The organism is Mesorhizobium sp. IMUNJ 23232 (assembly GCF_044326205.1).
Lineage (GTDB): Bacteria > Pseudomonadota > Alphaproteobacteria > Rhizobiales > Rhizobiaceae > Kumtagia.
Map to the genome: position 1 here is coordinate 153,733 of NZ_JBIRCY010000001.1, position 19,569 is coordinate 173,301.

Sequence of the window (19,569 nt, forward strand, 5' to 3'; positions counted from 1 at the left end):
TTTTAGGGAGTGAGGAGCGATCGAGACGCAGGAGCAATAGCGAGAGAGTAGCTGGCTCCTGCACCCGAGCTGATCCAAAACCAAACGGCGGGCTTTTGGCCCGCCGTCGGTTCAGTGTCCGCTAAAAACCCGGATCAGGACGCCGCGGCTTCCTCGGCCGGGGCGGCGGTGGCGGCGGCGATTGCCGCGGCGGCCTCGTCCTGCGCCTTCTTGATGGCGTCGAGGCGGGCCTGCGCCTTCTTGCCCGGCAGCGCCTTGGTCGGGTTGGAACGCGCCTCGCGCTTGGTCAGGCCAGCCTCGTCGAGGAAGCGGGCGACGCGGTCGGTCGGCAGCGCGCCATTGCCCAGCCAATGGGTGATGCGCTCGTTGTCGAGTTTTACGCGTTCACCATCCTTCGGCAGCAGCGGGTTCCAGGCGCCGACCGCCTCGATGAAGCGGCCGTCGCGCGGGGAACGCACGTCGGCGACGACGATGTGGTAGTAGGGACGCTTCTTCGAGCCCGCACGGGCCAGTCGTATCTTCAGGGACATTGTCTTACTCCTAAGTCCTGTTGGTTGGCTGAGGTCAGCCGTTGGTGGAGGCGCCCTCAGCGCCGGGTGCAGTCGCGCCATTGCTGGCGGCGATCTGTTCGTGGTGGCGGATCACTTCCTTGATGACGAAGTTCAGGAATTTTTCCGCAAAATCGGGGTCGAGATTGGCGTCCTGCGCCAGTTGCCGCAGCCGCGCGATCTGCTGCTGCTCGCGCGCCGGGTCCGCCGGTGGCAGGCCATGCGTGGCCTTCAGCACGCCGACCGCCTGGGTACAGCGAAAACGCTCGGCCAGCATGTGGATGAGTGCGGCGTCGATGTTGTCGATCGAGGCGCGATAACCCTTCAGCGCTTCATAGGCATCCGTCACGCGCTTGTAGCCGGCGGCGATGGGATCGTAGGCGTCCTGCTCCTTCATCTCCTCCTCACTTCTTCTTGCCGAGACCCGGCAGCCCGCCAGGACCGCCGAGACCCGGCAGTTTCAGGCCGCCCGGCAGGCCGGGGAGCCCACCGCCGCCAAGACCCGGAAAGGTCGGCGGCAGGCCCTTCGGCATACCGCCGCCGAGGCCGGAAGCCTCCGCCTGCTTCTGCAGCGCCTCGAGTTGTTTCGGGTCCATCTTAGACAGGTCCGGCATTCCGCCCGGCATCATGCCGCCCAGCCCCATCTTGGAGGCGAGCCCGCCCATCATGCCGCGCATCAGGCCGCCGCCTTTGCCCTTGCCGCCCATGGCCTTCATCATGTCGGCCATGCCGCGATGCATCTTCAAGAGCTTGTTGATGTCGGAGGCATCGGTGCCGGAGCCGGCGGCGATGCGCTTCTTGCGGCTGTGCTTCAGCATGTCCGGATTGGCGCGCTCGGCCCTGGTCATCGACGAGATGATGGCGAGCTGGCGCCCGAACATCCTGTCGTCCAGCCCGGCGGCGGCCATCTGGTCCTTCATCTTGCCCATGCCGGGCATCATGCCCATGATGCCGCCCATGCCGCCGAGCTTCTGCATCTGGCGAAGCTGGTCGGCGAGGTCGTTCAGGTCGAACTTCCCCGACTGCATCTTTTTCGCCATCGCCGCGGCCTTTTCCGCGTCGATGTTTTCGGCGGCCTTCTCGACCAGGCTGACGATGTCGCCCATTCCGAGGATGCGGTCGGCGATGCGGCGCGGGTGGAATTCCTCCAGCGCATCCATCTTCTCGCCGACGCCGATCAGCTTGATCGGCTTGCCGGTGACCGCGCGCATCGAGAGTGCAGCGCCTCCGCGCCCGTCGCCGTCCATGCGGGTGAGCACGAGGCCGGTGATGCCGACGCGCTCGTCGAAGGAGCGGGCGAGATTGACGGCGTCCTGGCCGGTCAAGGAATCCGCCACCAGCAGGATCTCGTGCGGCGAAGAAACGGCCTTGATCTCGGCCATCTCCTGCATCAGCGGCTCGTCGATATGGGTGCGGCCGGCGGTGTCGAGGATGACCACGTCGTGGCCACCTAGTTTTGCCGCCTGCACCGAACGCTTGGCGATGTCGACCGGCGACTGGCCGGCGACGATCGGCAGCGTCGCGACTTTCGTCTGCTCGCCGAGCTGGCGCAACTGCTCCTGCGCGGCCGGGCGGCGCGTGTCGAGCGAGGCCATCAAGACCTTCTTGCCTTGCCGCTCGGTCAGCCGCTTGGCGATCTTGGCAGACGTCGTGGTCTTGCCCGAGCCCTGCAGGCCGACCATCATGACGACGACCGGCGCCGGCGCGTTGAGGTCGATCGCCTTGCCCTCGGCGCCGAGCATGTCGACCAACTCGTCATGGACGATCTTGACGACCATCTGCCCCGGCTTGATCGACTTCAGCACCTCGGCGCCGACGGCCTTGGTGCGCACCTTGTCGACGAAGGAGCGGACGACCTCGAGCGCCACGTCGGCCTCGATGAGCGCGCGCCGCACCTCGCGCAGGGCCGCCGAGACATCCGCCTCCGACAGCGCGCCGCGGCCGGTCAGACCGTTCAGAATGGAACCAAGCCGTTCCTGTAGGCTCTCGAACATCCGTCTTCCTTCGTCTCGTGCGTGATGCCCGAGAGGTAGTGCATTCGCGGCGAAGTCCCAAGCACCGGGGACAGTTTACTTTCTTTCCGCAGAAAGGCTCCGGCCGCGGCGATCTCGCGCGGGCGGAAAGAAAGTAAACTGTCCCCAGCATCAGACCGCCAAAACCAAAAAGCACCCGGGGGCGCATCGCGCTGCCGGGTGTTGGCCTCCGGGATCGGTCCTGACTGGTCAGGCGCCCCGGTCGGCGGCTCGGAAAAAATCCTCGTCGCTGAATTGCGTCGGCTTCAACAGGAAATTTGGTGGAAAGTCAAGGACGGCGGAATTTGCCGCCGAGTTTACCGCGTGTCGAAGGATCGCGTTAGAACTCCAATCAACGAATCAACTCCGCAGCCCCGGTGCCTCCTGCCCCGTGCGCTCGACATATTCGGTATAGCCACCACCATAGGCGTGCATACCATCCGGCGTCAGTTCCAGCACGCGGTTCGACAGGGCCGCGAGAAAATGCCGGTCGTGGCTGACGAACAGCATCGCCCCTTCGTAGCGCGACAGCGCCTCGATCAGCATCTGCTTGGTGGCGATGTCCAGATGGTTGGTCGGCTCGTCCAGCACCAGGAAATTCGGCGGGTCGAACAGCATTTTTGCCATCACCAGCCGCGCCTTCTCGCCGCCCGAGAGCACGCGGCATTTCTTCTCGATCTCGTCGCCGGAAAAGCCGAAACAGCCGGCCAGCGCCCGCAGCGGCGCCTGGCCGGCCTGCGGAAATGAATCCTCCAGCGATTGCAGCACGGTGCGCTCGCCGTCGAGCAGTTCCATGGCGTGCTGGGCGAAATAGCCCATCTTGACGCTCGGGCCGCGCGAAACCGTGCCGTCGTCAGGCTCGGAAGCCCCTGCAACCAGTTTCAGCAGGGTGGATTTCCCCGCCCCGTTGACCCCCATCACGCACCAGCGCTCGCGGCGACGCACCTGGAAGTCCAGCCCCTCATAGATGCGGCGGCTGCCAAAACTCTTGTGGACGTTCTTCAGCGTCGCGACGTCCTCGCCGGAACGCGGCGCCGGCTGGAACTCGAAGCGCACCGTCTGCTGGCGCTTCGGCGGCTCGACCTTGTCGATCTTCTCCAGCTTCTTGACGCGGCTCTGCACCTGTGCGGCGTGGCTGGCGCGCGCCTTGAAGCGTTCGATGAAGGCGATTTCCTTGGCCAGCATCGCCTGCTGGCGCTCGAACTGCGCCTGCTGCTGCACCTCGGCGACTGCGCGCTGCTGGCGGTAGAACTCGTAGTCGCCGGAATAGGTGGTCAGCGCGCCACCGTCGATCTCGACGATTTTTCCCACGATCCGGTTCATGAACTCGCGGTCGTGCGAGGTCATCAGGATCGCGCCGTCAAAACCTTTCAGGAAATTCTCTAGCCAGATCAGGCTTTCCAGATCGAGATGGTTCGAAGGCTCGTCGAGCAGCATCGCGTCCGGTCGCATCAGCAGGATTTTCGCCAGCGCAACCCGCATCTTCCAGCCGCCGGACAGTTTTCCGACGTCGCCGTCCACCATCTCCTGGCTGAAACCGAGGCCGTCGAGCACCTCGCGGGCGCGGCCGTCCAGCGCATAGCCGTCGAGTTCGTCAAAACGGTGCTGCACGTCGCTGTATCGCGTCAGGATATCGTCCATCTCGTCGGCGCGATCGGGATCGCCCATGGCGGCCTCCAACTCGGCCATCTCGGCCGCCAGCGCACTGACCGGGCCGACGCCATCGATAACTTCATGCACGGCGCTGCGGCCGGCCATGTCGCCGACATCCTGGTTGAAATAGCCGATGCTCACGCCCCGGTCGATCGAGACCTGGCCCTCGTCCGGCTGCTCCTCGCCTGTGATCATGCGGAACAGCGTCGTCTTGCCGGCGCCGTTGGGGCCAACGAGGCCGACCTTCTCGCCGCGCTGGATCGCGGCGGAAGCCTCGATGAAGACGATCTGCTTGCCGTTCTGCTTGCCGATGGATTCGAGACGGATCATGCGTTTCCAACTTTGGAAATTCCGGCCCGAATGCGTCGCGACCGCGAGAAGGCACCCCTAAACCATTGCGCCAGCGGCCGCGCAAGGGTTGCGGATGTCACAGCCAAAGCGTCGAGGCGGCAGAAACAGGCCGCTTGCGGAAGCGCGACCTCGGGTCAAAATGCAGCCGAAATATCACGGCGCCGACGGAGACGACTGAAACAGTCGCTCAACCGCGCCCGGTTGTTTCGCAGATCCGGCAGCTTACGGGGCGAACACCTCGATCGCCTCCTCGAACCCCTTGACCTCGTGGCTGCCGCACGAGCGGAAGCGCTGGTCCTTGTCCGCCCACGCTTCCGCAAACGCTGCACTCACCAGGATCGGCCGGTCGACCACCCTTGTCAGGCTTTCGATGCGGAAGGCGACGTTCACGGCGTTGCCGAGCGCGGTGTTTATGCCCTTGCCCATCGAGCCCAGCGCCACCGTGCCGACATGGATGCCGATGCGGCAGTCCATGCCGATACCGTGACGGGATTTCAGCAGGGCGCGGGTCGGCGAGGTCGGCGTCAGCTCGATCGACCGCAAGGCTTCCGCCGCGAACAGCGCCTGCTTGCGGATGCCGATCTCGGTGCCATGCCAGTAGGCGAAGACGCAGTCGCCGATGAATTTGTCGATCGAGGCGCCGTGGCGTTTCAGGATGGCGTCGCAATCGGCATACCATTCACGCAGCAATTCGGCGACCTGACCCGCCGACAGCAAGGTGCAGATGGCGGTAAAACCTTTCAGGTCGCCGACGAGAATGGTCATCTGCGCGTTCTGCACGGGCTCGGGCGCATGCCGCGATATCTGCGTCCGCTCGTTCAGGACCTCGGTCCTGGCCGCAGTCGAGCCGGCGTCCTCGAACACCAGCAACACCTTGCCGATCTGCAAGCGGTCGCCGGATCGCAGCGCGCGCGCGGCGTTGAGGGCCGAGCCGTTGACGAAGGTGCCGTTGGCGCTGCCCAGGTCGACGACCCAGAAATTGGCGTTCTCGTAGCGCACGCTCGCATGCTGGCGCGAGACGCTAGCGTCGGCCAGGCGAATGGTCGCGGTATCGCTGCGCCCGATTAGCGACACGTCGCCGAGCGGAAAAATCTCGCCGCTGATCGCATCCCGCATCGACGCCCGCATCGGCCTGCCGTCCACCCCGTCGAATCTCGCCCGCGCGCCCGGATAGCCGGGCGAAGCGGTGAAGGATACTATGGCCGCGCCGCTTGTCCAATGCGCGGACCGAAGACTTTCCCGGCGTTCTTTCAGGAAAGCTTTAGCCCAGATAAGTAGACGCCACAAAAGCCGCCAGCACGACGAAGGCGAACAGATCGCTCACCATCGCGATGGTCTCGTTGCGACTGCGGGCCGGCTCCATGACGTGTCTGCCACCCGCGACCCCGTAGAAAATGCCGGCCGCGATCGCCGCCGGCAGCACGAAGCTTTGAGCCAGCAGCGACAGGACGCCGACCACGCCGATCGAAAAATTGGCCACGCCCAGTTCGCGCACCACCGGAAGCGCCTCGTTGCTCTTCATGTCGAATATCTCGCGCGCCGTGAACTGCGGCTGAAAATATTGCCGTAGGCCGGCGAGCAGCAGGCGGACACCGGCGCACCAGAACACGAACCACTTTCCGACCAGCGGCATGATTGCCGCGCCGGCAGGGAGGGAAAGATATTCGACCAGCACCGAGACGATCGGCAGGACGAACATCAGCCCGACAACGAGCGCCAGATACATGTCCTCGCCCTTTCCACGTCGCACCAGCCCCATAGAGGCGGCGCCGGATGCGCCCGCGCAATGTCCTTATTGCAAAGGTTTCAGGCCCGCAAAAACCGTCGGCAGGAATTCGGAAATCGTCGGGTGGATCGGCACGGAACGCACCAGCGTGTCGACCTTGGCCTTGGCATACATCAGGTCGAGGATGCCGTGCACGACCTCGTCGCCACTGGCGCCGAGGATCGACGCACCGAGGATATGGCGGCTGTCGGCGTCGACCAGAACCTTCATGAAGCCTTCCGTCTCGCCGCGCTCGACGGCGCGGCCGACGCGCGACATCTGGATGCCGCCGATCAGGCAGTTTTTGCCCGACTTGCGCGCTTCCGCCTCTGTCATGCCGACGCGGCCGAGCGGCGGATCGATATAGAGCCCGTAGCATGGGAAACGGTCGCTGAGCCGGCGGTGGTCAGCGTCGAGCAGGTTCGCCGCGACGATCTCAAAATCATTGTAGGCGGTGTGGGTGAAGGCGCCGCGGCCGTTGCAGTCGCCCATCGCCCAGACGTTTTCGGCGGTGGTCCGCAACTGGTCGTCGACCTTGATGTAGCCGCGCTCGTCGGTCTCGATGCCGGCGACCTCCAGGCCGAGGTCGTCGGTGTTGGGCCGCCGGCCCATCGCCAACAGCACATGGCTGCCAAGGACTTCCGGCGCGCCGTCGGTGCAGTCGACGCCGACCGCGATGTCGTCGCCCTGAAGCCGGAATTTTATGCACTCCGCTTTCAGCCGGAAGGCGATGCCTTCCTTGGCCAATATGTCGTGGATCGCCTGCGACACGTCCTCGTCCTCGCGCCCGGTCAGCCGCGGCCCCTTCTCAACGACCGTCACCTCGCTGCCGAAGCGGCCGAACATCTGTGCGAATTCCAGCCCGATATAGCTGCCGCCGACCACTATGAGGTGACGCGGCAGCGTGTCGAGTTGAAGGATCGAGCTGTTGGTGAGGTAAGGGACGTCATTGACACCCGGCAGGTCGGGCACCGAGGCGCGGCCGCCAACGTTGAGAAAAATCTTCTCTCCGGAAAGCACGTCGCCATTCACCTCGATCTGGCCTGGCGAACGAAATCGGGCGTGGCCCTCGATGAAGGTGACATTGGGGGTGGCCGCCAGCCAGTCGCGCAGGCCGTTGCGCGAATCCAGCGTCACCTTCTCCTTGCGCGCCATGACGCGCTTGATGTCGATGCCGATCTCGCCCAGCACCACGCCGTAGTCGGCGCCGCGCCGCGCCATGCGGGCGGCGTAGGCGCTGGCGACCATCGTCTTGGTCGGCTTGCAGCCGGTGTTGACGCAGGTGCCGCCCAGGAATTTGCGCTCGATCATGGCGACGCGCTGGCCCGCATTGGCCAGCCTCACGGCGAGCGAAGGTCCAGCCTGCCCGCCGCCGATGACGATCGCGTCGAAGGCCGTCGTCATAGGAAGGCCGACACGGCCACCAGTCCGAGCACGATGGCGACCACGTCCTCGATGAGCGCCGCCGGCCGGTCCTGCCCGAACATGGCGGCGAGGCGGCCGCGCGCTTCGGCGCCGCCATAGGTACCGATCACGGCGCCGATGACGCCGGCGATTGCGCCGCCGATCGTCGCGCCGCCGGCCGCGCCGATCACCCCGCCGCAGAAGGCACCGCTGACGATGCGCGCGCCGAATTGCTGCGGCACTTTCCGGCTCGGCGTCGACGGAAGCTGGTCGGTAACGAACTCGACCAGCGCGAGTATGGAAAAAATCCACGGCGTGAACCGGTAGCCCATGAAGGCCGCCCAGCTTTCCGAAATCCCCGGCAGCCAGCCGAGCGCCGCGCCCCAACTGACGACCGCCGGCGCGGTCATGGCGCGCAGCCCGGCGACGATGCCGATCAGCAAGGCGGCAAGATAGATCGACATTGTTCGGTCCCCGAGCTTTTGCGGCAGTACAGCACTCCGCCCGCCCGCCCGCAACCGGCGTGCGATGCCGCACTGCAATATTCCTGCATCGGTGAAGCGGATGTGACGGATGGTCCAGGCGAACGAGTGCCGGGGACAGTTTACTTAATTCCGCCCGCGTCAACCTTTAAGCGCCGCGTCTTTCTGCGGAATTAAGTAAACTGTCCCCTGGAGTTCCCCTCAGCTCAGCGAGTCGATCTTGCGCTGCATGGCGGCGATCTGCTCCTTGAGTTCCGACAGGTCGTCGGCCTTGTCGGCAGGCTTTTTCTCAGCCGGCTCGGGCGCAGTGGTACCTGGCACGCCACCCGGAAACGGCGTGAACATCCGCATCGCGTTCTGGAACAGTTCCATGTTGCGGCGTGTCTGCTCCTCCAGTGCCTTCATCGGCGGCGCCATCTTCATGAGGTCGACCGGCGTCTTGCCGAAGGCCGACTTCATCTGCTCGCGAAAGCGCTCCTGCTCCTTGGCGAAGGCCGACATCGACTGTTCGAGGAAGCTCGGCACGATCATCTGCATCTGGTCGCCGTAGAAGGAAATCAGTTGCCGCAGGAACGGGATCGGCAGCATGTTCTGCCCGTCCTTGTTCTCCAGCTCGAAGATGATCTGGGTCAGCACCGGATGGGTGATGTCTTCGCCCGACTTGGCATCCTGCACGGTGAAATCCTCGCCGCGCTTGACCATGCCGGCGAGGTCCTCCAGCGTCACATAGGTGCTTGTGCCTGTATTATAGAGGCGGCGGTTGGCGTATTTCTTGATGACGACGGGTTCGTCCTTCGCGGCCATCAAAATCCTCCCGGGGATACCGCGCCGCAGGGTAAGCGGCCGGTAACGATTGCGCGTTGAGGCAAGGATACGCGCAAAACCGTCATAATTCCAAGCGGTTTGTGCGGTGCGGGATTCCAGCGGGGGCGATGCGGCAGGAAAAATGCTGCGCAGCAGTTGCGCAGCACGAAAGCCGGCGCATGCCGCGCATGGCTGCCCGCCGATTTTCAGGTTTGACTCGTCCGCGCGACAAGGCCACATAAAGTCCAGGGAAACAGGGCGGCAAAGCCGCCAACAAGGTCTGGAGAAGCAAGAATGTCCGATGCCATCGTCGTCGCCAGCGCGGCCCGCACTCCGGTCGGCTCATTCAACGGCGCCTTCGCCGCCACCCCCGCGCACGACCTCGGCAGCGTCGTGGTCAAGGAAGTGCTGGCGCGCGCCGGCGTCGAGGCCGGCGAAGTCGACGAAGTGATCCTCGGCCAGGTGCTGACCGCCGGCCAGGGCCAGAACCCGGCGCGGCAGGCCGCCATCAACGCCGGCGTGCCGAAGGAGGCCACTGCCTGGGGTTTGAACCAGGTCTGCGGCTCCGGCCTGCGCGCCATCGCCATCGGCATGCAGCAGATCGCGGCGGGCGACGCCAAGATCATCATCGCCGGCGGCCAGGAATCGATGTCGCTGTCGGCCCATTGCCAGCATCTTCGTGCCGGGACCAAGATGGGTGACCTGAAGCTGATCGACACGATGATCAAGGACGGGTTGTGGGACGCCTTCAACGGCTACCACATGGGCAACACCGCCGAGAACGTGGCAAAGCAGTTCCAGATTACCCGCGACGACCAGGACCGGTTCGCGCTTGGCTCGCAGAACAAAGCGGAGGCCGCGCAGAAGGCAGGAAAATTCAAGGACGAGATCGTCGCGGTCACGGTCCCCGGCCGCAAGGGCGACACCATCGTCGACAGCGACGAATATATCCGCCACGGCGCGACGCTGGACGCCATGCAGAAGCTGAGGCCGGCCTTCGACAAGGACGGCACGGTGACCGCCGCCAACGCCTCGGGCCTCAATGACGGCGCCGCCGCCACACTGCTGATGACGGAGGCGGAAGCCTCCCGCCGTGGCATCACGCCGCTGGTCCGCATCGTCTCCTGGGCGACCGCCGGCGTCGACCCGGCCGTGATGGGCACCGGCCCGATCCCGGCCTCGCAGAAGGCGCTGCAAAAAGCCGGCTGGTCGGTCGGCAATCTCGATCTGGTCGAGGCCAACGAGGCTTTCGCCGCGCAGGCCTGCGCGGTCAACAAGGGCATGGGCTGGAACCCCGATATCGTCAACGTCAATGGCGGGGCGATTGCCATCGGCCATCCGATCGGCGCGTCCGGCGCGCGTGTCTTCAACACACTTGTCTTCGAGATGCGCCGCCGCGGCGCGAAGAAGGGTCTTGCCACGTTGTGCATCGGTGGTGGCATGGGTGTCGCGATGTGCGTCGAGGCGTTGTGACGGTCGCCGTTGCCGGAAAGCAACAACATCCTTGACTTCGAGGAAACCGCGGGTCGGTACAGATGTCGCGTTTGCGGACTGAACCATTATCCTTTCGAGCCTTGGGGATCCGACGGCATTCCCTCGCATGCCATCTGCGAGTGCTGCGGCGTCGAATTCGGATATTCGGACGACGGTGTTGAGGGTTGCAATATTGTCCGAAAGCACTGGGTTCTGAATGGTTGCAAGTGGTTTGACCCAAAAGAAATGCCGAAGGGATGGAATCCGGTTGAGCAATTGAGCAGGGTTCCTTCCGCATTCAGGGGAACAGAATACGACCTAGTCATTGTGCAGGTGCGCGATCACGCAAGCAGCAAATAAAAAGGGAGAGGAACAAATGACCAGAGTTGCACTCGTCACAGGCGGCTCGCGCGGCATCGGCGCGTCCATTTCCGTCGCCTTGAAAAACGCCGGCTATAAAGTTGCCGCCAATTACGCCGGCAACGATGAAGCCGCGCAGAAATTCACTGCCGAGACCGGCATAAAGACCTACAAATGGTCGGTTGCCGACTATGATGCCTGCGTTGCCGGGATAAAACAGGTCGAGGCCGATCTCGGCCCGGTCGAGGTGCTGGTCAACAATGCCGGCATCACCCGCGATTCCATGTTTCACAAGATGACCCTGCAGCAATGGCGCGAGGTCATCGACACAAATCTGAGCGGCGCCTTCAACATGACGCATCCGCTGTGGACCGGCATGCGCGACCGCAAATTCGGGCGGGTCATCACTATTTCCTCCATCAACGGCCAGAAGGGCCAGATGGGCCAGGCGAATTATTCCGCCGCCAAGGCCGGTGACATCGGCTTCACCAAGGCGCTCGCCCAGGAGGGAGCTCGCGCCGGCATCACCGTCAACGTGATTGCGCCGGGTTATATCGGCACCGACATGGTGATGGCCGTGCCGGAAAAGGTACGGGAATCGATCGTGGCGCAAATCCCGGTCGGCCGCCTCGGCGAGCCCGACGAGATCGCCCGCTGCGTCGTCTTCCTCGCCTCCGACGAGGCCGGCTTCATCACCGGTTCGACGCTGACGGCCAATGGCGGGCAGTATATTACCTGACCGCGTCGGCAGACGGATCGATGCGACGGATGAGCCCGTCGCATGATCGTTCTTGGTCGCGCCGCAATTCCACTGAACGTTATAAAACAAAACGACGGCGCATCGAACGCCGCCGTCTCGCCTGCCTTTGAATCAGGCGTCAGCCTGACGCATTACTTCTTCTCGAACAGCGCCGAATGCACGATGCCGGCCAGCGCGCCGCCGATCAGCGGGGCGACCCAGAACAGCCAGAGCTGCGCCAGCGCCGGGCCTTCGGCGAACAGCGCCACGCCGGTCGAGCGGGCAGGGTTGACCGAGGTGTTGGTCACCGGGATCGAGATAAGGTGGATCAGCGTCAGCGCCAGGCCGATGGCGATCGGCGCGAAACCGGCGGGAACGTCGCCGGAGGTGACGCGCAGGATGACGAACAGGAAGATGAACGTCAGCACGATTTCCGTGATCAGGCCGGAGAGCAGCGAATATTTGCCGGGCGACGCGTCGCCATAGCCGTTGGAGGCGAAGCCGCCGACGCCGGCAAAGTCCGCCTTGCCGCTGACGATCGCGTAGAGAACGATCGCCGCCACGATCGCCCCCACCACCTGCGCGATGATGTAGGGAATGACGTCCTTGGCCTCGAACCGGCCGCCGGTGAACAGGCCGACGGTGACCGCCGGATTGAAATGCCCGCCGGAGATGCCGCCCACCGCATAGGCCATCGTCAGCACGGTCAATCCGAACGCCAGGGCGACGCCCAGGAACCCGATTCCCAACTCCGGAAAACCTGCGGCCAGCACCGCGCTGCCGCAACCACCCAACACAAGCCAGAATGTACCGATAAATTCAGCGATCAGTCGCTTCGACATGGCAAAATTCCCTCCTTGACCACGACTCACACTCTATCGCTGGTTTCGTGCAAAAAACAGCGGTTGCGCTCGGTCCAACTGCACGTTTTGCGCGTACCAACGAGGGGATTCCGTGGAATCGATTTTGGATTCAGGATCAACAGGATAGCCTAAAAGAGCTGGCCACGGCCCAAGGGAACAAACCCTGAATCAGGCCGAGTCAGCGATTCGTCGCCGTTTCGTTCCAGACTCGTTCCGCGGATCAGCCGCGCCGGGACGTTCCTGAGGACGGGAGCACGCGCCGCGGCTCCATGGCGATTGACGTAGAACATTGCGCTTCCCCTCCGGCACGGAAGTCCCTATTTGTCTCCGGATGGCCGGCATGTTGAAACTCCGTGCGCAAGGCACCGCTGAACGTCGCGGCGCAGTCCAGCCGAAGGGCCGATTTCCGATCCAATGAATCTTCACCAGACCAGAAACGACCCGCTGATCCTCTCCGGGCGCGATGTGACCGCCGTTTTGGGGCCGACCAACACCGGCAAAACCCATCTCGCCATCGAGCGCATGGTCGCCCATGAAAGCGGCGTCATCGGCCTGCCGCTCCGGCTGCTTGCGCGCGAGGTCTATGGCCGCGTCTGCGAAAAGGTCGGGGCGAACAAGGTCGCGCTGGTCACCGGCGAGGAGAAGATCACGCCGGCCGGTGCGCGCTATTCGGTCTGCACCGTCGAGGCGATGCCGCGCGAGACCGACGCCGCCTTCGTCGCCATCGACGAAATCCAGCTCGCCGGCGACCTTGAGCGCGGCCACATCTTTACCGACCGCATCCTGCATCTGCGCGGAAGGCAGGAGACGCTGCTGCTCGGCGCCGCCACCATGCGCGGCATCCTCGAAAAACTGCTGCGCGGCATATCGGTGGTCACCCGTCCCCGCCTGTCGCATCTAGCTTATGCCGGGTCGAAAAAACTCACCCGTCTGCCGCGCCGCTCGGCGGTGGTCGCCTTCTCTGCCGACGAAGTCTACGCCATAGCCGAACTGATCCGACGCCAGCGCGGCGGCGCGGCCGTGGTGCTGGGAGCTCTCAGCCCACGCACCAGAAACGCCCAGGTAGCGCTCTACCAGTCGGGAGACGTCGATTACCTCGTCGCCACCGACGCGATCGGCATGGGGCTCAATCTCGATGTCGACCACGTCGCCTTCGCCCAGAACCGAAAATTCGACGGATACCAGTATCGCCCGCTGACCGCCGCTGAACTCGGCCAGATCGCCGGCCGCGCAGGCCGGCATCTGCGCGACGGCACGTTCGGCGTCACCGGCCAGGTCGATCCGCTCGACGACGATCTGGTCGAAAAGATCGAGGGCCATGATTTCGAGCCAGTGAAGGTGCTGCAATGGCGCACCGCGCATTTCGATTTTTCCAGCCTTGATGCGCTGCGTCATTCGATCGAGACGCCGACGCCGGTCGAGGGGCTGACGCGCGCCTTGCCCGCCGTCGATGCCCGTGCGCTGGAGCAGCTTGCCCGCGATCCCGACATCCAGCGGCTGGCGGTCGGACGCCAGCGTGTGGCGCTGTTGTGGGACGTCTGCTCGCTGCCCGACTATCGCCGCATCGCGCCCGCCCAGCATTCCGAGCTTGTCGGCTCGATCTACACCGACATCGCCCGGCGCGGCCATGTCGACGAGGATTACATGGCCGAGCAGGTGCGCCGCGCCGATTCCACCGACGGCGACATCGACACGCTGTCCAACCGCATCGCCCAGATCCGTACCTGGACCTATGTATCGAACCGGCCCGGCTGGCTGGCCGATCCGCTGCACTGGCAGGAAAAAACGCGCGAGATCGAGAACAGATTGTCGGATGCGCTGCATGAGCGGTTGACGAAACGCTTCGTTGATCGCAGGACATCCGTGCTCATGCGGCGCCTTAGAGAAAATACCATGCTTGAAGCCGAGATAGACCCGTCCGGGACCGTGAATGTCGAAGGCCACCATGTCGGCGACCTGCAGGGCTTCCGCTTCACCGCCGACCAGAGCGCCGGCGGCGAGGACGCCAAGGCGGTCCGCGCCGCCGCGCAGAAAGCGCTTGCCACCGAGTTCGAGGCGCGTGCTGAAAAGTTCGCGCTTTGCGGCAACCACGACATCGCGCTGGCGTCCGACGGCATTTTACGCTGGATCGGCGCGCCCATCGGCACGCTGGCCGCCACCGAGGACGCGCTGAAGCCGCGTGTCATCCTGCTCGCCGACGAACAACTGACAGGACCGGCGCGCGACAAGGTCGTCGCCCGTGCCGAGCGTTTCGTGACGTTCCAGATCGAGACTCTTCTCAAGCCGCTGATCGATTTGAAGCAGGCCGATCAACTGACCGGTATCGCCCGCGGCATCGCATTCCGGCTGGTCGAGCAGTTTGGATTGATCAACCGCCGCGACATCACCGACGAAGTGAAATCGCTCGACCAGGAAGGCCGCGCCGCGCTCCGCCGGCTCGGCGTGCGGTTCGGCGCCTACCACATCTTCGTTCCGGCCCTCATCAAGCCGGCGCCGGCCAGCATCATCACGCTGCTCTGGTCGCTGAAGAACGACGGCAAGGACAAGCCCGGTTTCGGCGATATCGTCCACATGCTGGCCGCCGGCCGAACCTCCGTGCTGGTCAACGCCGTATTCGACAAGGCGTTCTACGCGCTTGCCGGCTTCCGCATCCTCGGCCGCCGCGCCGTGCGCGTCGACATTCTGGAGCGGCTGGCCGACCTGATCCGCCCTGCCCTGTCGTGGAAGCCCGGCACGGGCCTGCGCCCCGACGGCGCCTTCGACGGCAGCGCCTTCCTGGTCACACCGGCGATGATGTCGATCCTCGGCGCAACCGGCGAGGACATCGAGGACATTCTGAAGGGCCTCGGCTACCGCTCCGAACCGAAACCGCAGGCGGACGTCAAGGCGCGCCTCGAAGCACTTGACCTTGCCGCCCGAGAAGCCGTCGCCAAGGCCGCCGCCGACCGCGCCGCCGCGCAGGAAGCCGCCGCTGCCGAAAAGGCGGCTGCTGCCGAACGGGCCGCCGCCGAGCAGGCTGCAAGCGACGACGCCGCTGTCACGGCCGGAACGGATGCAGCCGCGGCAGCCGAAACGGTCACCGCGGTCGAGTCTTTCCCGGGCACCGAGACCGCTGCAACTGAGTCGCCAGCCTTGGCGGAAGCCGCCGATACGACCGAGACCGTTGCCTCTGCTGAAACGGACCAGTCCGAATCGCTTTCGGCCGCTGAGGACGACGCTTTTCCCAGCACTGCCCCGGAGACCGTGGTGGCAAGCGAAGCTGGCGACCAGCATGCCGGTGAAGTGGCAGCCGCCGTAGAAGAGGCGGCAACCGATGAGGCCCTCGGTGAAACGGCAGGCGACGAGACCATAACCGCGTCGGCGGATAGAGAGATTGCCGCGGCGACCGAAGCCGAGTCCGCGCAGGCTGTAGAAGCATCAACGCCAAAGCCCCAATCGGAAAGCGCGGTCACTGAGGATGCGGCGCCGGAGCCGGAAAAAACGGCTTCCTTTGAAGCGATTCAGGAGGATGCGTCCTCAACTTCCGGCGAAGTGATTGAAAAGCCCGATTCTTCCGAAGTTCATGCATCTTCCGGAACAGCGTTCGAAGCCCCTGCCGAAGCTTCCTCCGAAACGCCCGTCGAGGAGCCTAAGCCATTGCTTTTGTGGCGTCCTGCCCGTTTCGAGCGCCCACGACATCATCGCCATGGCGACCGCAATCGCCCGCAACGGGATGGACAGCCTCGCGGAGACCACCAGAGGCACGATGGCCCGCGGCGGGATGGCCAACGGCCAGAAGGCTCGATACCGGAAGGCCAGCGCGACGCTCGTGGTCCCAGGCGCGACCGCCCGCATGGAGCGCCCGCCGGTGACCAGCGCCAATCCGATCAACGTCCTGGAAACAAACCGAAATTCGATCGCAGCCGGTTCAAGGGCAAGCCCGACGGCAACCGTCCGCAAGCGGATGGCAACCGGTCGGATCGCGGGGACCGCCAGGATAGCGGAAACCGGTCAGATCATCGCAACAAGGACGGCGGCAAGCCCGCCTTCCAGGCCAAGCCGCGCGAAGAACGTCCGGTTCGTTTCGACCCGGACTCGCCCTTTGCAAAACTCGCGGCCTTGCGCGACCAGCTCAAGAAGTAATGGCCGAGACACGGCAACGTATTGATAAGTGGCTGTTTTTCGCGCGCGTCGTCAAATCCCGCTCGCTCGCCGCCAAGCTCGCGCAGGCGGGCCGCGTGCGGATCAACGGCGAAAAGACCGACAAGGCTTCCGACCTGGTGCAGATCGGCGACACGCTGACCATCACGCTCGAACGCCGCATCCTGGTCTACAAGGTGCTTGCGCCGGGCAATAGGCGTGGCCCTGCCGAAGAAGCCCGCACGCTCTACGAGGATCTCTCGCCGCCATCCGTGAGCGAGAAATCCCTCCCGGACGCGCTTCCCGCCGTCCGCGACATCGGCAGCGGCCGCCCCACCAAAAAGGAGCGGCGGCAGACCGATCGGCTGCGCGATGACTCCTGAACCGATGCGGTCGGATGGAATGATTCGTGCCTAGTCTGCCACATGATCCGAAACGCCATTCCGCCCTGCGGCTTAGCAGCGCAAAGCTGACCCTTGCCAGCGTGCGGCAAAGGAATTACGTCACGCCTGACCGATGAGCGGCAAGCCGCCGGAGCCTCGCTATGACCTACCTCGTCACCGACAACTGCATCAAGTGCAAGTACATGGACTGCGTCGAGGTCTGTCCGGTCGACTGCTTCTATGAAGGCGAGAATATGCTCGTCATCCATCCCGACGAGTGCATCGATTGCGGCGTGTGCGAGCCCGAATGCCCGGCCGACGCCATCAAGCCCGACACTGAGCCCGGGCTGGACAAGTGGTTGAAGCTCAACACTGAATATTCGGTCAAATGGCCGAACATCACCACCAAGAAGGACGAGCCGCCGGACGCCAAGGAGTTCGACGGGGTGGAGAACAAGCTGGAGAAGTATTTTTCGCCGGAACCCGGCGAAGGCGACTGATACAAGACCCTCGGCCGGACGTTTTTGAGATGTGGCTGGAGTGCGGGCGAAAGGCCTTGCGCTGGCGCCTCTCTTCGCGGGTGCAGTAAATTCTTGATTCTTGCCCGTTTTTATGCTACCCCATAAAAACATGCCGCAGACACGTCGTCGTTTAATGGCGAAGAGCCTCTACCACTGAAAGGTGTAGTTCTCATCCGGCCAAGGCAACTTGGGCTGGGTTTTGCCGTTTAGGCATTACCCCGGCTCGGGCTTTTCCGGAGGGGCTCGTGCTGTCTCTGGCGGCTCTCGTTCGGCGAAAAGGCCGATCCAATTGTCGGCCGGCACGGAGTGCCGGCGGCGCAACAGGAGTTCAGGGCGTAATGGCAACGACACAAGTGCAGAAGAAGTCCCCGGTCCGTCACGGGTTCAAGAGCGGGGAGTTCATCGTCTATCCGGCGCACGGCGTTGGCCAGATCGTGTCGATCGACGAGCAGGAAGTCGCCGGTCACAAGCTCGAACTCTTCGTCATCGATTTCGCCAAGGACAAGATGCGCCTCAAGGTGCCGGTCGCCAAGGCGACCGCCATCGGCATGCGCAAGCTGTCGGAGACCGATTATGTCGAGCGCGCTCTGAAAGTCCTGCAGGGCCGCGCCCGCGTCAAGCGCACCATGTGGTCGCGCCGTGCGCAGGAATACGATCAGAAAATCAATTCCGGCGACTTGATCTCCATCTCCGAGGTGGTGCGCGACCTCTATCGCGCCGAGAACCAGCCGGAGCAGTCCTATTCCGAGCGCCAGCTCTATGAGGCGGCCCTGGATCGCATGGCGCGCGAGATCGCCGCGGTGAACCGCGTGTCGGAGACCGAGGCCGTCCGCATGATCGAGACCAACCTTGCAAAGGGTCCGAAGCGCGGCGCGAAGGCCGACAATGAGGAAGCCGAGCAGGAAGAGGCTGCCTGAACGGCGCCTTTCCTACCAAACTCGAAAAACCCGGCCTCGCGCCGGGTTTTTTGTTTTCCGAACGATCGACAACTCGCGCGAACCACTCCGGCAATTCACAAAGTCGTGCGACTCCCGCCGGAACCATCCCGGAGACCCCGCGTTTTGCAGCAACTGCGGAGCGTTGAAGTCTCCGGGACGGCATCCGTGCGTGCGGATCACGCTATCGTCATTGTCGTTGCCCGTGACCTTCCCACTTTGCCGGTTTTAGATTTTCCGGGACGGGGCCCTTGTTCGGGACAACAGTCATGGATGACAAAGCCAGAAGGTCGATGATCAACGCGGCTATGGCCGCGCCATATCTCGAGCGCGCTGAAGAACTGGAACTCGCCCAGCGATGGCGCAACAATCACGATCAGGACGCCATGCATCGCATCACCGTCGCCCATATGCGGCTGGTGATCTCGATGGCGTCGCGGTTCCGGCATTTCGGCCTTTCCATGGGTGATCTCATCCAGGAAGGCCATGTCGGCCTGCTCGAGGCCGCAGCCCGCTTCGAACCGGAGCGCGAAGTCCGCTTCTCTACCTATGCCACCTGGTGGATACGCGCCTCGATGCAGGACTACATCCTGCGCAACTGGTCGATCGTGCGCGGCGGCACCAGTTCAGCGCAGAAAGCGCTGTTCTTCAATCTGCGGCGGCTGCGGGCGCGGCTCGCCAGAGGTGATAACATGCTGACCGGCCCGGCGCTCTACAAGGAGATCTCGTCCGAGCTTGGTGTTTCGGAAGCCGATGTGGCGCTGATGGATTCGCGGCTTTCCAGCCCGGATTCCTCGCTGAACGCGCCGATGAACGACGAGGGCTCCGGATCGGCGGACCGGATGGATTTCCTGATTTCCGACGCGCCGCTGCCGGACGAGATAGTCGGCGAGACGATCGACGTGGAACGCCGCTCCGGCTGGCTGCACAAGGCGCTTGGCGTGCTCAACGACCGCGAGCGGCAGATCATCGCGGAGCGCAGGTTGCAGGATGAGGGCGCCACGCTGGAATCACTCGGCGAGGCGCTGGGCATTTCCAAGGAGCGCGTGCGCCAGATCGAAAGCCGGGCGCTGGAGAAGCTGCGCGTAGCGCTGGTCAGCGGAAGTTCGGCCTTTCTTGCCTGACGACGCAGCGCTGGTCGCCTGGACCCAACCTTT

Annotated in this window: 17 protein-coding genes; 7 read left to right on the forward strand and 10 right to left on the reverse strand. The window is 64.2% G+C overall.

The genetic code is table 11. The features are described 5' to 3' along the window. Nucleotides 1–134 precede the first annotated feature (134 nt). The 9 genes from rpsP to phaR form a co-directional block, all read right to left on the reverse strand. The gene (gene rpsP / locus ACH196_RS00740; RefSeq protein ID WP_396644066.1) at nucleotides 135–530 is read right to left on the reverse strand and encodes a 30S ribosomal protein S16; all 396 of its coding nucleotides are present in this window, start codon (nucleotides 528–530) and stop codon (nucleotides 135–137) included. Between the two features lie 34 nt (nucleotides 531–564). Further along, complete coding sequence (locus tag ACH196_RS00745; RefSeq protein WP_396644068.1) at nucleotides 565–945, reverse strand: chorismate mutase; 381 nt, start codon at nucleotides 943–945, stop codon at nucleotides 565–567. Nucleotides 946–952: 7 nt separating this feature from the next. Next, complete coding sequence (gene ffh / locus ACH196_RS00750) at nucleotides 953–2,542, reverse strand: signal recognition particle protein (protein WP_396644070.1); 1,590 nt, start codon at nucleotides 2,540–2,542, stop codon at nucleotides 953–955. 378 nt (nucleotides 2,543–2,920) lie between these two features. Continuing rightward, entirely contained in the window at nucleotides 2,921–4,543 is a 1,623-nt protein-coding gene (locus ACH196_RS00755) for an ABC-F family ATP-binding cassette domain-containing protein (RefSeq protein ID WP_396644072.1), read from the reverse strand. A 243-nt stretch (nucleotides 4,544–4,786) separates the two neighbouring features. Beyond that, complete coding sequence (locus ACH196_RS00760) at nucleotides 4,787–5,707, reverse strand: FHA domain-containing protein (RefSeq protein ID WP_396644073.1); 921 nt, start codon at nucleotides 5,705–5,707, stop codon at nucleotides 4,787–4,789. A 118-nt stretch (nucleotides 5,708–5,825) separates the two neighbouring features. Continuing rightward, nucleotides 5,826–6,290 (reverse strand): DUF6790 family protein, encoded by a 465-nt coding sequence (locus ACH196_RS00765; RefSeq protein WP_396644074.1) that lies wholly within the window; start codon nucleotides 6,288–6,290, stop codon nucleotides 5,826–5,828. 66 nt (nucleotides 6,291–6,356) lie between these two features. Continuing rightward, nucleotides 6,357–7,733 carry an FAD-containing oxidoreductase gene (locus ACH196_RS00770; protein WP_396644076.1) on the reverse strand — a complete coding sequence of 459 codons (1,377 nt, stop codon included), beginning with the start codon at nucleotides 7,731–7,733 and terminating at the stop codon, nucleotides 6,357–6,359. Beyond that, on the reverse strand, nucleotides 7,730–8,197 hold the full coding sequence (locus tag ACH196_RS00775) for a DUF4126 domain-containing protein (RefSeq protein WP_396644077.1): 468 nt from the start codon (nucleotides 8,195–8,197) through the stop codon (nucleotides 7,730–7,732). Before ACH196_RS00775 ends, ACH196_RS00770 begins: the two co-directional genes overlap by 4 nt. Nucleotides 8,198–8,416: 219 nt before the next feature. Then, nucleotides 8,417–9,019 (reverse strand): polyhydroxyalkanoate synthesis repressor PhaR, encoded by a 603-nt coding sequence (gene phaR / locus ACH196_RS00780; RefSeq protein ID WP_396644078.1) that lies wholly within the window; start codon nucleotides 9,017–9,019, stop codon nucleotides 8,417–8,419. A gap of 294 nt (nucleotides 9,020–9,313) precedes the next feature. Between phaR and ACH196_RS00785 the strand changes: the two genes are divergently transcribed. Beyond that, complete coding sequence (locus ACH196_RS00785) at nucleotides 9,314–10,492, forward strand: acetyl-CoA C-acetyltransferase (protein WP_396644080.1); 1,179 nt, start codon at nucleotides 9,314–9,316, stop codon at nucleotides 10,490–10,492. 376 nt (nucleotides 10,493–10,868) lie between these two features. Next, nucleotides 10,869–11,591 carry a beta-ketoacyl-ACP reductase gene (locus ACH196_RS00790; RefSeq protein ID WP_396644081.1) on the forward strand — a complete coding sequence of 241 codons (723 nt, stop codon included), beginning with the start codon at nucleotides 10,869–10,871 and terminating at the stop codon, nucleotides 11,589–11,591. Nucleotides 11,592–11,743: 152 nt separating this feature from the next. Here the strand turns inward: ACH196_RS00790 and aqpZ are convergent, their stop codons facing one another. Further along, complete coding sequence (gene aqpZ, locus ACH196_RS00795) at nucleotides 11,744–12,433, reverse strand: aquaporin Z (RefSeq protein WP_396644083.1); 690 nt, start codon at nucleotides 12,431–12,433, stop codon at nucleotides 11,744–11,746. Nucleotides 12,434–12,868: 435 nt separating this feature from the next. On the opposite strand from aqpZ, the gene ACH196_RS00800 reads away from it, so the two are divergent. From ACH196_RS00800 to ACH196_RS00820, 5 genes are all read left to right on the forward strand, one after another. Next, complete coding sequence (locus tag ACH196_RS00800) at nucleotides 12,869–16,576, forward strand: helicase-related protein (protein ID WP_396644084.1); 3,708 nt, start codon at nucleotides 12,869–12,871, stop codon at nucleotides 16,574–16,576. Further along, nucleotides 16,576–16,956: an RNA-binding S4 domain-containing protein gene (locus tag ACH196_RS00805; RefSeq protein ID WP_396644086.1), complete on the forward strand. Its 381-nt coding sequence runs from the start codon at nucleotides 16,576–16,578 to the stop codon at nucleotides 16,954–16,956. The genes ACH196_RS00800 and ACH196_RS00805 overlap by 1 nt, the downstream gene beginning before the upstream one ends. Nucleotides 16,957–17,117: 161 nt before the next feature. Further along, nucleotides 17,118–17,456, forward strand: coding sequence for a ferredoxin FdxA (gene fdxA / locus ACH196_RS00810; protein ID WP_349006189.1), 339 nt, complete (start codon nucleotides 17,118–17,120; stop codon nucleotides 17,454–17,456). Nucleotides 17,457–17,815: 359 nt separating this feature from the next. Beyond that, nucleotides 17,816–18,394, forward strand: coding sequence for a CarD family transcriptional regulator (locus ACH196_RS00815; RefSeq protein WP_396644088.1), 579 nt, complete (start codon nucleotides 17,816–17,818; stop codon nucleotides 18,392–18,394). Nucleotides 18,395–18,681: 287 nt separating this feature from the next. After that, the gene (locus tag ACH196_RS00820) at nucleotides 18,682–19,536 is read left to right on the forward strand and encodes an RNA polymerase factor sigma-32 (protein WP_396644090.1); all 855 of its coding nucleotides are present in this window, start codon (nucleotides 18,682–18,684) and stop codon (nucleotides 19,534–19,536) included. Nucleotides 19,537–19,569: the final 33 nt, after the last annotated feature.